This is a genomic window from Paraburkholderia caffeinilytica, assembly GCF_046030355.1.
GTDB lineage: Bacteria > Pseudomonadota > Gammaproteobacteria > Burkholderiales > Burkholderiaceae > Paraburkholderia > Paraburkholderia caffeinilytica_B.
The window spans coordinates 17,998-31,884 of sequence record NZ_JAQQCQ010000026.1 but is presented as its reverse complement, the minus strand read 5'-3'; the positions used below and the strand labels follow the sequence as shown (position 1 = coordinate 31,884).

The following is a 13,887-nucleotide window of genomic DNA, read 5'->3' as shown; positions in this document are numbered from 1 at the left end:
GCGGTAGCGGTAGCGGTAAATGTTAGGCGTTAATCACCGGTTTGCTCGCGCGCCTGCGCCAACGCACTCAAATTGCCTTCGCCGAAACCGTGATGCCCTTGCCGCTGCACGATCTCAAAGAAGATCTCGCCGGCACCGCGCCGCACAAAGGTCTGAAAGAACAGCGACGGCACGCCGTCGGCGCCGATCTCGCCATCCACCAGCACATGCGTGCGCCTGAGCCGTTCGACATCGAGTCCATGGCCCGGCAGGCGCGCATCGAGCTGCTCGTAGTAGCGCGGCGGCGGCTCGACGAATTCGACGCCGTTCGCGATGAGCTGCTCGACGCACGCAAAGATATCGTCGGTGGCGAGCGCAATGTGCTGCACGCCCTCGCCCGGATGATCGGGCAGATAGTCGTGCATCAGATTCGTGCGGCGCGTGCCTTCCTCATACAAAGGCACGCGGATCGCACCGCACGGCGACACCATCACGCGCGATTCGGCCGACACATGCCAGTTCGCGTGCAGCTCGTGAATCTCACGGAAGTTGAGCAGATCGCGATAAAAATCGAGCCACTCCTGCATCCGGCCCTCACCGACCGTTTGCGTCAGATGATCGACCGCGACGAGGCCCGTGCCGACGTGGCTCAGATCGGCGTGCGCGGTATCGATCTCGATCGGACGGAAGTCGATGTCGAAGATCGAGATGTCGCCAAGGCCGCCGCGCTGGCCGCCACGGCCGCGCCACCGGTCGACGAAATAGATGTGCGAATCGCCAATGCCCTGGATGGCCGGAATCAGCAACTCGCCCGCGCCGAGGCGCTCGCCTTCGAACGCCCATGCGCCGAGCTCAATCGCGCGGTCGAAGGCACGCTGCGCGTTGGCCACACGAATACCGATCGCGCAGATGCCCGCGCCATATTCCTCGGCGTAGCGCTCAGCAAACGAATCCGGCTCGGCGTTGATCAGGAAATGCATCTCGCCCTGGCGGTACAGCGTAACGTCCTTGCTGATATGGCGCGCAATCGCCTTGAAGCCGAGTTTTGTGAAGGTCTCGCCGAGCGCCCTTGGCTCGCGCGAGGCGAACTCGACGAATTCGAGGCCCGCGGTGCCGAGCGGATTGTGCTCAGGCGCCGACACGGCGCGCAGCGCGGCGTCTGGAGTGGGCAAGTCGCTGGGCATGGCAGTCTCCTTGGACAGTCTTTCGTACGCTGTTGCGCGTGTTCGTGATGTTTCTGCTATTCGGTGCGCGCCGTGAGCCACCTGCAGTGTGACAGCACGGGCGTGCTATGCAGCAGCAATGCGGCACGCGACGGCTTTTGCATCGTGTTTGTACACCGGGTAGCAGAACGTTCGCAACCTTCATTTTGTACTGGATGGTTCACGCGCGGTGAATCGCGATTGCAGCGTGCGGCCATTGTGCCGCCCGCGGCTTCCGCATCTCTTGTTCCAGTTGACGGCGTGCGTCAGGTCCTGGACATGCCGCCACGGCCGCGTTTTGACACACGTTTAGCCGCAGGCTTGCCGGTAGCCGCCGCCATGCGCTGCTGCGCGACCTCGCGCACAGCATCAATAAACGCCCGGCCCACCGGCGAAGGCTGCGTGTCAGAGCGCCGGATCAGCCCCACGGGCTCACCAGTGCCCGCAAACGGTAATGGCAAACGCACCAACATGCCGTGTGCCAGTTCATATTCAACTGCGCTCAGCGGCACGAACCACACCGCGTCGTTTTCCAGCGTCAACGCGCGCCCCGTCGATACCGACAGCACTTCGACAAACCCCGACAACGGCGGCACGCCCCACGCAGTCAGCAAGCTTTCAGCCGATTGCCGGATTAGTGTGCCGAACGGCGGCAGCACCACCGGAAAATCCTCCAGCGACGTGGCCGGCAAGGCCGCCCCCAGCGCCAACGGATGCCCGGCGCGGACCACGGCAATCAACGGTTCGCTGAAAAGCTGCTCGAAACTGAGCCCGACCATCCGTTCCGGGTCCGCCAGACGTCCAATCGCGAATTCGATCGCACCGGCCTTCAGGCGTTCGAGCAGTTCGGGATTGGCGCCGGTGGCAAGACGCACGATCACGCGTGGCCAAAGCGCGGCGAACCGCTTCAGCACCGGCGGCACCAGCGCAGCCGCGACGGTCGGCAGAATACCGATTTCCAACGTGGCGGCCACCGCGCCTTCCGCCCGCGCCAGCAAATCCACACCCTGTCGCAACGCGCTGACACAGGCGCTCGCATGCGGCATGAAGAGCTGTCCCTCGCGGGTCGGCACGGCTCCGTGACGGCCGCGCTCGAACAGTTTCACGCCGAGAATCGCCTCCAGTTCAGCCACCGTCTTGGAGACTGCGGGCTGCGTAATGGACAGGCTTTCGGCGGCCCGCTGCACGCCGCCGAACTGGGCGACAGCCAGAAAGCACTGGAGATGACGGAATTTGACGCGGCTGTCCGCGAGGCTTCTTTGCATAACAGCAGGTTATACGAAATGGACGAAAACGTCATTTTTCATAACCTCTCAGGTTAGATAAAGTCGCGCCATAACGCCTTATCCCACAATTCTCGAAGGAGACACTGATGGACGATTCCTTTCTCACCGCACGCGACTTCGCGTCCCACCCCCCCTACGTCTATCCCGGCTACGGTTCTTCGGTCAAACGCGGCCCGACGCGCCCGCTGATCCCGCTGAAGGAAAAGCTGCGCGACCAGCGCGTACCGGTCTACGGCACAGAAGACCTCGGCGCGCTCGATCACGATCTGACGCGCAACGCGGTGCGCAACGGCGAACCGCTCGGCGAACGCATCATCGTGACAGGCCGCGTGCTCGACGAAGGCGGCCGTCCGGTGCGCAATACGCTGGTTGAGATCTGGCAGGCCAATGCCGCCGGCCGCTATGTGCACAAAAATGATCAGCACGACGCGCCGCTCGACCCGAACTTCCTCGGCGCCGGCCGCTGCATGACCGACAACGACGGCCGCTACCGCTTTCTGACGATCAAACCGGGCGCCTACCCGTGGGGCAATCACCCGAACGCATGGCGTCCGAACCATATTCACTTCTCGCTGTTCGGTGACCACTTCGGCTCGCGTCTCGTCACGCAGATGTATTTCCCCGGCGACCCGCTGCTGGCCTTCGATCCGATTTTCCAGGGCACGCCCGAACATGCGCGCGACCGTCTGATCGCAAACTTCTCGCTCGATACGACGCAGGAGGCCTATGCGCTCGGCTACGACTTCGACATCGTGCTGCGCGGCCGCAACGAAACTCCGATGGAGCGCTAAGCCATGACGACTCTCAAGCAAACACCTTCGCAAACGGTCGGGCCGTACTTCGCTTACGGTTTGTGCCCGCAGCAATATGACTTCGACTTCAAGAGCCTGCTCACGCCCGTTCTGGCTGACCGCGAAGCGGCCGGCGAGCACATCACGATCGTCGGCCAGCTGTTCGACGGCGACGGCAAGGTAATCGGCGATGCGATGCTGGAAATATCGCAGGTTGACGCGCAAGGCCACTACCCGGCATCACGCGAGGAAATCCTGAAGACCGGTTTCCGCGGCTTCGCCCGCGTGGGTACGGGCACCGATCCGCACAAACGATTTGTCGTTGAAACGGTGAAACCCGGCCGCGCAAACCCGGACGAAGCGCCGCATCTGAATGTGATCGTGACGATGCGCGGCATGCTGCTGCACACCTTCACGCGCATCTATTTCGAGGACGAAGCCGAGGCTAATGAACGGGATGCCGTGCTGGCAGCGGTTCCAGCGGACCGGCGTGACACGCTGATCGCGCGCCGCGAGCCGAATACGGCCAATGTGTACCGCTTCGATATCTATATGCAGGGCGACAAGGAAACCGTGTTTTTCGATCTGTGAGCCGGATTTTCTATACTTTCATATGGCTTTCACATACACTGGAGATGATCCGTCTTGCGACTGGATCGCGAAACTCCGAGTAGTTAAGCCCGCCCCGCGCGGGCTTTTTTTTGCGCTCAGCAACGGAAGTGGTCGATGCTCTGCCCGGCGTAAATCGCTCGCGCTAGCCAATCAGGCTTATCGCCGTAGCCGTCCCACGTATTTCCATAGGCGTCGCGATACATCACGGCCCGGATCGCGGTTTTATCGGCTTCGATCGAATCGGCGAGCGCTTCCATCGTAATGCCGTATTCGTCCATGCGGCGGCGGATCCACACGATCAGGCGCTCACGCGCATTCCCGTCGAGGTCGAACAGCCGTTGTTCTTCTCGCTCTTTCATAACGTACCGGTTTCGCGGCTGATAATGCTCGCGTTGAAAAAACAAAGGCTTCGCTAAACAACGCGAAGCCTATGCGTGAATCAGATGGGTGAGTGCGAATCGAACTCACGATGCCTCTCCCGATGCGTAACAACTCGCATCTGAAATCATGCCCAAAGGATCCTGAATTTAGGGGAATTCGTTGGCAAACGGCTCGAATCGCGCCCGATCGGCCTTGGTGTTCCAAGGCTGCTTTAGCGTATGGAAAGCGATTCTAGCATCCAATTTCCGCTGCTTGCAGCAACTGATTGTCCGCCCGCGACAATAGGCTTTCTTTGTCATTCCGTTTGCGTTCGGCACCCGCTTATTCGATTCTTATTGGTTCTTTACTGGTTCTATTGGTTCTATTGGTTCTATGGGCACTCACCAAAAACAAAACCTCGCGCGCTCATGCTATGTTTCACGAGCCCGCATCGCCGCCCGCAGGAGACACACGAAAATGCCCGCCTCAACAGCCATCGCCACGATCCTGGCCGCCCTGCTACTCGGTGCCATGAGCCCCGGACCGAGCTTCGTCATCGTTGCCCGCAATGCAATCGGACTCTCGCGCGGCGACGGCCTCGCAACGGCTGCGGGCATGGGTATCGGCGGCGTGTTCTTCAGCGGGATTGCCTTGCTCGGCCTGTACACGTTGCTCGCGACCGTAGAGTGGCTGTACGTCGGCTTGAAAGTGGCCGGCGGCCTGTATCTGATCTACCTTGCGTCGAAGATCTGGCGCGGTGCGGCCAAGCCTCTTGCATTCGACGCCACGCAAGCCGCAGCCGCCAATGTGCGCAAATCCTTCTGGATCGGTTTGAGTACACAACTCAGCAATCCGAAAACTGCGGTCTACTACGGCAGTATCTTCGCGGCCCTGCTTCCGCAACATCCGCCGCTGTGGTGCTACTTTGCATTGCCCCCTGCGATCTTCGCCATTGAAGCCGGCTGGTACACCATCGTCGCGCTGTGCTTTTCAAGCAAACGGCCACGTGAGGTTTATCTGCAGTGGAAGGCCTGGATCGATCGCGTCGCCGCAAGCGCGGTCGCCGCACTCGGATTGCGGCTGATCCTGACGGCGCATAAAGTGGGCATCTGAAACAGAAACGCTACCAGAACGGCTTGCCGCGCCATACGGTACGGCAAGCCAGTGACAAGGGCCGCATCAGCGTGCACCGAACGTCCACCAGTCCGGTCTATAACAAAACAGTTACAAGATAAGTGTTGACGCTGGCATGCCCCGGCGGTTACTGTGGCACCCGAAGTTCAAGAAGTTCGATTGCTGTTCATCAATGTCTCGCTCCTCAGCGGTATTCGTTGTCCTCTCCCTCCTTGACGCTTCACGCGCTCCTCAACAGAGCAAATTTTTCTATTTTTACTCAAGGATTCTTCATGGATACCGGTACCGTTAAGTGGTTCAACGACAGCAAAGGCTTTGGCTTCATCACCCCGGACAAGGGCGGCGACGACCTGTTCGCGCACTTCTCCGAAATCAGCGGCGACGGCTTCAAGACGCTGGCTGAAAATCAGAAGGTGAGCTTCGAAACGAAGCAAGGCCCGAAGGGTCTGCAAGCGGCTAACATCAAGCCGATGTAAGTTTGAAGGGCTCGGTGTCCGGCAACGGACATCGGGCTGCAGCGACATCCTCGCGGAGCTTTGTCTCCCACAGTTGGCGCGATCGCTTTTAGCTGCATATAGTGTTCAGCTAGCCTAAGCGCCAAACGCCTCGTTGCACCTCATTCTCCCCTCCGGCTTTAACGCCCTTTTTAGCTTTCCGACTGCGTTTGGATTCGGCTCGCAATGGCTTGAATCGGCTCGTCCGCGTGACCCGTATAACGGCTCGCACGGCAGGCGCGCACTCGAACATTATTAAAATATAAAATGCAAAACAAACATATTCATCATTACAACGGCTATGCCGTCAAACCCTCGGCGCATCGCTTGCCCGACGGTAGTTTTTCGTCCAACCTGTTGCTCGAACGCGCTGACAGCGCGCGTACCGAAGGGCGCTACCAGTTTTATTCGCTCGACTATTTCCCGAACGAAGAACAGGCACTGCAGCACTCGGCACGCTGGGCACGCCGCTGGGTCGACACGCGCGGTTAAGCGCGAATCGACCCCGATGCGCGCGGCACGCCGCGCTTGCATCGTTCAGCACCTCATAGCGCGCCATCGGGCGCGCTAGAAAATCGCGCGCGGTCTATTCGGCGGTTCCTTCCGCCTTGATCCGCGCGCGCAGTTCGAACTTCTGAATTTTTCCCGTCGATGTCTTCGGCAATTCGCCGAAGCGCACCGCTTTGGGCAACTTGTATCCCGCAAGAAACAGCCGGCAGTGCGCGATGATCTCCTCCTCGCTCACCTGAGCGCCTTCCTTGAGTTCGACGAAGGCGCACGGCACCTCGCCCCACTTCGGATCGGCCATCGCCACCACGGCAGCAACCGACACCGCTGGGTGACGGTACAGCGTGTCTTCGACCTCGATGCTCGAGATGTTCTCGCCGCCCGAAATGATGATGTCCTTGCTGCGATCGCGGATACGGATGTAACCGTCAGGCATCCGCACGCCGAGGTCCCCGGTGTGGAACCAGCCGCCGAGGAAAGTGGCTTCCGTGGCGCGCTCGTTCTTCAGATATCCCTTCATACAGATGTTGCCGCGGAACATGATCTCACCGAGCGTTTCACCGTCGTCAGGCACGGGCGCGAGCGTGTCCGGGTCGAGCACCGTGACGGCTGCCTGCAGGTGGTAACGCACGCCTTGGCGCGCATTCATTTCGGCGCGCACGTTGTCGTCGAGCGTTTCCCATTCCTCCTGCTTCGCACAGACCGCGGCCGGCCCGTAGGTCTCAGTGAGCCCATACACATGCGTCAGATCGAAACCGATGGCCTTCATCTTCGCGATCACAGCCGGCGCGGGCGCCGCGCCCGCGACCATCGTCGACACGCGATGCGTGATGCCTTCGCGCCACTCGGCGGGTGCATTCGCGAGCGCGCTTTGCACGATCGGCGCGCCGCAATAGTGCGTGATGTTTTCGCGGCGAATCAGGTCGAACACCATCTTTGCGTCGAACCTGCGGAGACAGACGTTGACGCCGGCACGCGCGGCGACGGTCCATGGAAAACACCAGCCGTTGCAGTGAAAAAGCGGCAAGGTCCATAGGTAGACCGCATGCTTGGGCATATCCCATTCGAGAATATTGCTGAGCGCATTCAGATACGCACCGCGATGGTGGTAGACCACGCCTTTCGGATCGCCGGTCGTGCCCGACGTGTAGTTCAACGCGATAGCGTCCCACTCGTCGGCAGGCAAGGTCCAGACGAACTCGGGGTCGCCGGTTTGCAGGAAAGCTTCGTAGTCGGTTGCGCGGATGAACTTGTCGGCGTCGGCGGGCATCGCATCGGCCACGCTGATTACGCGTAACTCGGGGAATTCCAGCGCGGCACGGTGCGCGAATTCGCTGTACTCGGTATCGACGATCACCGCCTTCGCCTCGCCATGGCGCAGCATGAACAGCAGCGACGACACGTCGAGCCGCGTATTCAGCGTATTGAGCACAGCGCCGGCCATCGGTACGCCGAAATGCGCTTCTATCATCGGAGGAATATTCGGCAGCAAAGCGGCAACCGTGTCGCCGCGTTCGACACCGGCCTGGCGCAACGCGCTGGCCAGACGCCGGGCGCGCTCGTAGGTTTCGCGCCAGTTCCGGCGAATCTCCCCATGGACGACCGCCAGCCGCTCGCCGTAGACTTCCGCTGCGCGCACGATGAAATCGATGGGTGTGAGCGGGACATAATTGGCTTCGCGCCGTTGGAGGCCTTCTTCGAACATGTGCTTCATCGCTTTGTCTCCTGAGGCGCTGGCCGCGCCGTCGATTATTCTGAGTGATGAGCTAGCCTAGCAATTGCCAGGGTGAACTGTCTGTCATTCAAATGACAGAGTAGCGCGCCCTGCCCCTCAACCCAACTTTAGCCGCCTCCACGCCCGCTAGCCGCTTATGGACGACGCACCGTTTACCGCTCTCGCAGACACCCGCTCGCACCGCCCTGAACGGATCGCGCGCGCCGATCTGCCGCGGCTGTTCGGCACCTGCGCATGGTTCAGGGCGCTTGCCGCCGAGCATCAGGCCATGGTCCTTGCCAGCGCGTATGCGGAGCGTCTGGAAGGGGGCGCATGGATCGCGCGCCGCCAGGAGCCGTCAGACTACTGGATCGGCGTCCATTCCGGCCTCATCAAACTCGCCATCTACAACGCCTCGGGACGCAGTTGCACGCTCTCCGGCGTGCCGCCCGGCGGCTGGTTCGGCGAAGGCAGTGTGATCAAGCGGGAATTGCGCAAATACGATGTAGCCGCCATTCAGCCTTCGCTCGTGATGTTCGTGCCGTCGGAGACGTTCCATGCACTCCTGGAATCGAGCCTGCCGTTCACCGGCTTCGTGATCCGGCAGTTGAACAACCGCATGGGCGAATTCATCGCGTCGATCCAGAATAGCCGCCTGCTGGATGTCGACGCGCGCGTCGCGCAGTCGCTCGCGCAACTGTTCAATCCCGACCTCTATCCCGACACCGGGCGCACGCTGGCCATTTCGCAGGAAGAAGTCGGCCTGCTGGCGGGCGTCTCGCGGCAACGGATCAATCAGGCACTCCAAAACCTCGAAAAACTGCAGATTTTGCGGCTCTCGTACAACCAGATCGACGTGCTGGATCTCGAACGCTTGTGCGCGTTTGGTCGGGAGCAGATTTAAAGCAAACGCGCGCCCGGCTGCCGGTCGCAGCCCACACGTTGTTTGCTGCGATTTTCTACAGGCTTGGCGCCACTTTCCCCGATTTTCCTCGACGTTTGCCGTTTTTCACAGGCCGCCTCAGGCCGCACGTTCGCGTGCCGGGCCAGGAATTTCGGACGCCGGAATAAAGAATCCTCGGCAACAGCCGTTATGCCGGCTATGCAACGCAGATTGCAGCCCCTCCCTATTCCGAGTTCACCGTATTGTCGAAGCCGATAATGAACCGTCTGACACTGAAACAGAAATTGTGGGTGCCGATACTGCTTTGCTGGGCGGCGCTCCTGATCGTGACCGTTGTGAATGCATTCGATGCACGAAACGCCCAAATGGACGCACGGCGCGCGGATCTGGCCGACGTTACCGACATGGCGGTGTCGATCGTCGCGGACTATGCGAAGCAGGCCGACGCCGGCAAGCTCCCCGTCGACGAGGCCAAACAGCAGGCCATCGCCCGCATTACCGCGCAGCGTTACGGCGCATCGGGCTACGTGACGATCGTGCGCGGCGATTCGGTAATGGTCGCTCATCCGATGAGTCCCAAGCTGAACGGCAAGGACATGAGCGGCTTCCGCGACGCGAAAGGCAATGCGCTGTATCACGACATCGCGCAGGCAGGCGGCTCGGCGTCCGGCGCAGGCTATCTGCGCTACTGGTGGCCCAAACCCGGTGAAACCGCGCCGAGCGAAAAGATCGGCTATGTGAAGCGCTTCGGCCCATGGAACTGGGACTTTATCGCCGGTGCCTATATGGATGACATCCAGGCGCAGTTCTACGCAACGCTCGCGCGCTCGGCCGGCATGCTGGTGCTGCTGGGCGTGGTGGTGTCGTTCGTGGCTTCGCGCGTGGTGCGCAACGTATCGCGTTCGATCGGCGGAGAGCCGGCTACGGCGGCGGCACTTGCCATGCAGATCGCACGCGGCGATCTCGCCACGCACATCGACCTGCGCCGCGACGATACGTCAAGCCTGCTGTTCTCGTTGCGCGAGATGCGCAATCAACTGGCTGCCACCATCGCGCGAATCAAGACCTCGGCCGAGACGATCACGGTCGCCTCGAAGGAAATCGCTGCGGGCAACCTGGATCTGTCGAGCCGCACCGAAGAACAGGCGGCTTCGTTGCAGCAGACCGCAGCCAGCATGGACGAGCTCACCAAGACCGTCTCGCAGAACGCCGACAATGCCGCGACCGCATCGGAACTCGCGGCGGATGCATCGAATATTGCCGCGCGCGGCGGCCAGGTCGTCAACGACGTGGTCGAAAAAATGGCCGGCATCACCGATAGTTCGCGCAAGATCGGCGAGATTATCAGCGTGATCGAAGGCATCGCGTTTCAGACCAATATCCTCGCGCTGAACGCAGCAGTGGAAGCAGCGCGCGCCGGTGAAGAAGGCCGCGGCTTCGCGGTCGTCGCAGGCGAAGTGCGCAATCTCGCGCAGCGCAGCGCGACGGCGGCCAAAGAGATCAAGGTGCTGATTCATCAGTCCGTCGCGCAGGTCGGCGAAGGCTCGACGTTGGCAGGCAAAGCCGGCAGCACGATCAGCGAGGTGGTCGACGCCGTGCGCCGCGTGACGGCGATTATGAACGAGATCTCAGCGGCCTCGAAAGAGCAGAGCTCAGGCATCGGCGAAGTCAATCTCGCGATTCGCCAGATGGACGATGTGACGCAGCGCAATGCCGCGCTAGTCGAACAGGCTGCGGCCGCGGCAGGTTCGCTCGACGAGCAGACCGAACGTCTGCGAAATGCGGTGGCCGTGTTCAAGGTCGAACAGCATGCCTGATTGAGCGGCATGCTTATGCGGTCACTTGGTGTGATCCATCAACGCAGCCGATAAAGAAGGCCGTTATCCGCTTGGCGGGTAACGGCCTTCCTGTTTTATACAGACGCGGTTCTGAGCCTGCTACGCGGTGCGCGGATCGCTCCGGCGAGTAACAGGCCGTGCCAGCATCGCATCGGTATCGAACAGCGCAAAGACAATGTTTGACAGCACACCTGAATTCTTCCAGCGCAGATAGTAGCGATGCGCAGTCTGATACGGCGCATACCGGTCGGGCATCGCGTGCCACGGCTTGCCCGTGTGCAGCACCCACAGCACGCTATTCACCACGCAACGGATGTCGATGCTGGGACGGCCACGCCGCGGCCCGAGGTCTTTCATTTCCGGCAGGAGCGGCACGATGCGATGCCATTGCTCGTCGGTGAGATCCTGAATGGCCGGCGATCGAGCCGGCGGGTTTGAAGGGGGAGTATCCATGTGCAGTAAGAACATGCGCCTGCAGCACACGTGCTAGCGTCGCCGCGAAAATAGTGTCTATCACTCAATCGTTTCAGACTACCCGAAGCGCGCTGTCTCGAAAGTCAATTATTGTCAGACTCGTGTGCACAATTGTCAGGAATCGCAATACGTTATTGCGCCATGGATTAATGGTGCGGCGGAGGGGCGTCTATCATCGGCGCGCCCTCACGCTGACCGGCGCGGCGTATTACGACCACATGTCCAACGCGGCGATCGGCAACGGTCAGTTGGGGAGCGGTAATCGCTATACGCTCGTGGCGCTGGCTGAGTATGCGTTGTCGAAGCGCACCAAGGGTTATGGTACGGTCGATTTCGGCAAAGTGTCAGGAGCAGCCTCGGTCGAATTGCCGGGCAAGAACAATCAGACCGGCGTTGCACTCGGTCTGCGTACGATTTTTCGAGTCCGTACGGTACGGCAAGGTCCAGCAGGCGCGCGGCGTCCGGTATTCACGGGGGCCGACCATCAGAATGGCGCGCCCATAAAAAAAGGTGCCGCGAACGGCACCTTTTCTACAACAACCAGCTTCTGCTGAAGCTTAGAAGCGGTGACGCAGACCGACCGTAGCAGCCGTCTGGTTCTTCGACGACGACGGCAGTTGCGTGTTGTCGCCGCTGTAGATCGAAGCCACACCGCCGTCGCCCATTGCGTGTTGATACACAGCTTGAGCGTAGACGTCCGTACGACGCGACAGCGAGTAGTCAGCTTGCAGGCCGATCTGGTGGTAACGGGTCTTCATGTCGTTGCCGTCAGCATTGACACCGTAGCCACGTGCGTCGGTGAACGTGTAAGCAACGCCCAGAGCCATTGCCGGCGTCAGGTTGTACTTGCCGTTGACTTCGTAGTTGTTCGAACGACCTTGACGTTGGCCAACTGCTGCGCCAACCAGGTTGTCGATACGCGACTGCGTGAATGCAGCACCGACGGTAGCCGGGCCGAACGAGTACGAAGCAGCTGCGCCGAACTCACGTTGGCGGAAGTTGCCCGTGATGACACCCGAAGTGTTAGCCAGCACGCCATCCGAAGCGCCGGACACGTTTGCAGCCGGGTTGTTCTGCTGTGCGTAAGCAGCGCCCAAACGCAGACCTTGGAACTGGTATGCAGCACCAACGCTGTATTCGCGGTTGTTTGCGAATGCGCCAGCCTGGTTCGAGAAGCCGTACGTGCCGCCGAACGTGAAGCCAGCGTAGTTAGCGCTCGAGTACTTGATCGAGTTGTTGACTGAGTAGCCGCCGTTCGTGCTCAGGTTGTCGTTGTTGAACGGGTGCGCGAAGTACGTACCGCCCCAGCTGCCCGTTGCGGTCAGCGGTGCCAGGTAGTCTTGTGCTGCGTCGTATTGACGACCCAGCGTGACCGTACCGAATTGCGCGCTCGACAGACCGACAAACGCTTGACGGTTGAACATGCCGTTGTTGTTAGCGAACTTGCCGTTGTTGATGTTGAAGCCGCTTTCCAACGTGAAGATTGCCTTCAGACCGCCGCCCAGATCTTCCGAACCGCGCAGACCGAACATGCTTTGGTTGATACCGCCGCTGCCCGCTGCCCACTTTGCGTTGCCGTGACCGATGCCGTTAGCCGGAGCGACGTTGCTGGTGTACGTCAGGCCCGCGTCCAGCAGACCATACAGGGTCACGCTGCTTTGTGCGTGAGCGACGGATGCGAACGATGCGGCAACCGCAACGACGATGAGACTCTTTTTCATGCGTGGGACTCCAGTTCGATAAATTTACGCGGGGAGCGGGACCTGCCTCAGCAGCGCATGCATCACTCGCTGCCGCCCTGTTTGCTGAACCGTTTCGGATCAGCCGGGCACCCTTTAAACGAAGCGTGAGTGTAGGGGGAGACCCTAGTAGCAACGCCCGCAATTTACACAACATGATTTTTCAGAATTCGCAACAATCCAGAGGGGATCAGCATTAAGTCTTTATTTTTCATACGTTTATCGCGAAATGTGGATAAGGGCATGCCTGCTCTGGACAAAAATTATCTGCAACATCCCAATATTAAAGTTGTGTGAATGCAACAGCATTTAATATGGATGACGTAATCGGGTCGGAACGTTTGAAAAGTGAGAGACGTCTGATTGCCCGAAAATAAGGCAATAGCGATAGACTCATTCCGACGCAGCGTAAATTTATTTACGAAAAGCGGGAACTTAATTGGTTTAATGCGGTCGCCGATTTAATGCCGAATACTCAAGGAACGAATATCGGTATTAGCTGTGATTAAAATGGATCACGGTGCGGTGCCGGCTGGGCGAAGAAGGAGAAGCGAAACCTTCAGCACGGGCGTTGCCCGGAGGTGAGCTGCGGCGCCGGCCGCCGCGTGACAATGGCCCGTGCTGAAAGCGGAAGGCATACATCGAACAGCCTTCCGTACTCATTTAACGGCACAATCGTGCACATTTTTCACACGGAGTTTCCCTTACTTCCCGGTCGCCGACACAAATGGCCCGCGGAGAAACCGGCCAAGCGCCAAAAACCCAGCGCACGCATGCGACAAATTCGTCGATCTCGTCAAAGCGAGTCGCGATATTGTCGCGAAGAGATGCATCGCTTAATACGTGCGGCTGA

The 13,887-nt window shown here is 60.1% G+C and carries 13 protein-coding genes and 1 pseudogene; 8 read left to right on the top strand and 6 right to left on the bottom strand.

The features are described 5' to 3' along the window. Positions 1 to 29: 29 nt before the first annotated feature. Positions 30 to 1,163, bottom strand: a complete 1,134-nt coding sequence (locus PQQ95_RS30195) for a 4-hydroxyphenylpyruvate dioxygenase family protein (protein ID WP_408444286.1) — start codon at positions 1,161 to 1,163, stop codon at positions 30 to 32. Between the two features lie 284 nt (positions 1,164 to 1,447). Further along, on the bottom strand, positions 1,448 to 2,446 hold the full coding sequence (pcaQ, locus tag PQQ95_RS30190; RefSeq protein ID WP_408444283.1) for a pca operon transcription factor PcaQ: 999 nt from the start codon (positions 2,444 to 2,446) through the stop codon (positions 1,448 to 1,450). Between the two features lie 107 nt (positions 2,447 to 2,553). Between pcaQ and pcaH the strand changes: the two genes are divergently transcribed. Together pcaH and pcaG are read left to right on the top strand one after the other, a co-directional pair. After that, positions 2,554 to 3,258 (top strand): protocatechuate 3,4-dioxygenase subunit beta, encoded by a 705-nt coding sequence (gene pcaH, locus PQQ95_RS30185; protein WP_408444281.1) that lies wholly within the window; start codon positions 2,554 to 2,556, stop codon positions 3,256 to 3,258. Between the two features lie 3 nt (positions 3,259 to 3,261). Beyond that, on the top strand, positions 3,262 to 3,849 hold the full coding sequence (gene pcaG, locus PQQ95_RS30180; RefSeq protein WP_408444278.1) for a protocatechuate 3,4-dioxygenase subunit alpha: 588 nt from the start codon (positions 3,262 to 3,264) through the stop codon (positions 3,847 to 3,849). Positions 3,850 to 3,965: 116 nt separating this feature from the next. On the opposite strand, the gene PQQ95_RS30175 is transcribed toward pcaG, so the two are convergent. Continuing rightward, positions 3,966 to 4,229, bottom strand: coding sequence for an H-NS family nucleoid-associated regulatory protein (locus tag PQQ95_RS30175; RefSeq protein ID WP_408444275.1), 264 nt, complete (start codon positions 4,227 to 4,229; stop codon positions 3,966 to 3,968). A gap of 478 nt (positions 4,230 to 4,707) precedes the next feature. Between PQQ95_RS30175 and PQQ95_RS30170 the strand changes: the two genes are divergently transcribed. The 3 genes from PQQ95_RS30170 to PQQ95_RS30160 all read left to right on the top strand — a co-directional run bounded on the left by PQQ95_RS30170 (position 4,708) and on the right by PQQ95_RS30160 (position 6,350). Further along, positions 4,708 to 5,343, top strand: coding sequence for a LysE family translocator (locus PQQ95_RS30170; RefSeq protein ID WP_408444272.1), 636 nt, complete (start codon positions 4,708 to 4,710; stop codon positions 5,341 to 5,343). Between the two features lie 293 nt (positions 5,344 to 5,636). Then, complete coding sequence (locus tag PQQ95_RS30165; RefSeq protein ID WP_007178877.1) at positions 5,637 to 5,840, top strand: cold-shock protein; 204 nt, start codon at positions 5,637 to 5,639, stop codon at positions 5,838 to 5,840. Positions 5,841 to 6,125: 285 nt separating this feature from the next. Next, positions 6,126 to 6,350, top strand: a complete 225-nt coding sequence (locus PQQ95_RS30160; RefSeq protein WP_025495857.1) for a hypothetical protein — start codon at positions 6,126 to 6,128, stop codon at positions 6,348 to 6,350. 94 nt (positions 6,351 to 6,444) lie between these two features. Here the strand turns inward: PQQ95_RS30160 and PQQ95_RS30155 are convergent, their stop codons facing one another. Continuing rightward, positions 6,445 to 8,079, bottom strand: a complete 1,635-nt coding sequence (locus PQQ95_RS30155; protein ID WP_408444269.1) for an acyl-CoA synthetase — start codon at positions 8,077 to 8,079, stop codon at positions 6,445 to 6,447. Between the two features lie 157 nt (positions 8,080 to 8,236). Here PQQ95_RS30155 and PQQ95_RS30150 point away from each other — a divergent pair, with 157 nt between their 5' ends. Continuing rightward, positions 8,237 to 8,983 carry a Crp/Fnr family transcriptional regulator gene (locus tag PQQ95_RS30150; protein WP_408444267.1) on the top strand — a complete coding sequence of 249 codons (747 nt, stop codon included), beginning with the start codon at positions 8,237 to 8,239 and terminating at the stop codon, positions 8,981 to 8,983. A gap of 257 nt (positions 8,984 to 9,240) precedes the next feature. Next, complete coding sequence (locus PQQ95_RS30145) at positions 9,241 to 10,800, top strand: methyl-accepting chemotaxis protein (RefSeq protein ID WP_408444264.1); 1,560 nt, start codon at positions 9,241 to 9,243, stop codon at positions 10,798 to 10,800. 120 nt (positions 10,801 to 10,920) lie between these two features. Here the strand turns inward: PQQ95_RS30145 and PQQ95_RS30140 are convergent, their stop codons facing one another. After that, positions 10,921 to 11,274, bottom strand: a complete 354-nt coding sequence (locus PQQ95_RS30140; protein ID WP_408444261.1) for a transposase — start codon at positions 11,272 to 11,274, stop codon at positions 10,921 to 10,923. Positions 11,275 to 11,477: 203 nt separating this feature from the next. Between PQQ95_RS30140 and PQQ95_RS30135 the strand changes: the two are divergent. Continuing rightward, positions 11,478 to 11,714, top strand: a pseudogene (locus PQQ95_RS30135) (porin); the annotation flags it as partial. Positions 11,715 to 11,852: 138 nt separating this feature from the next. Here the strand turns inward: PQQ95_RS30135 and PQQ95_RS30130 are convergent. Further along, complete coding sequence (locus PQQ95_RS30130) at positions 11,853 to 13,016, bottom strand: porin (RefSeq protein ID WP_408444258.1); 1,164 nt, start codon at positions 13,014 to 13,016, stop codon at positions 11,853 to 11,855. Positions 13,017 to 13,887: the final 871 nt, after the last annotated feature.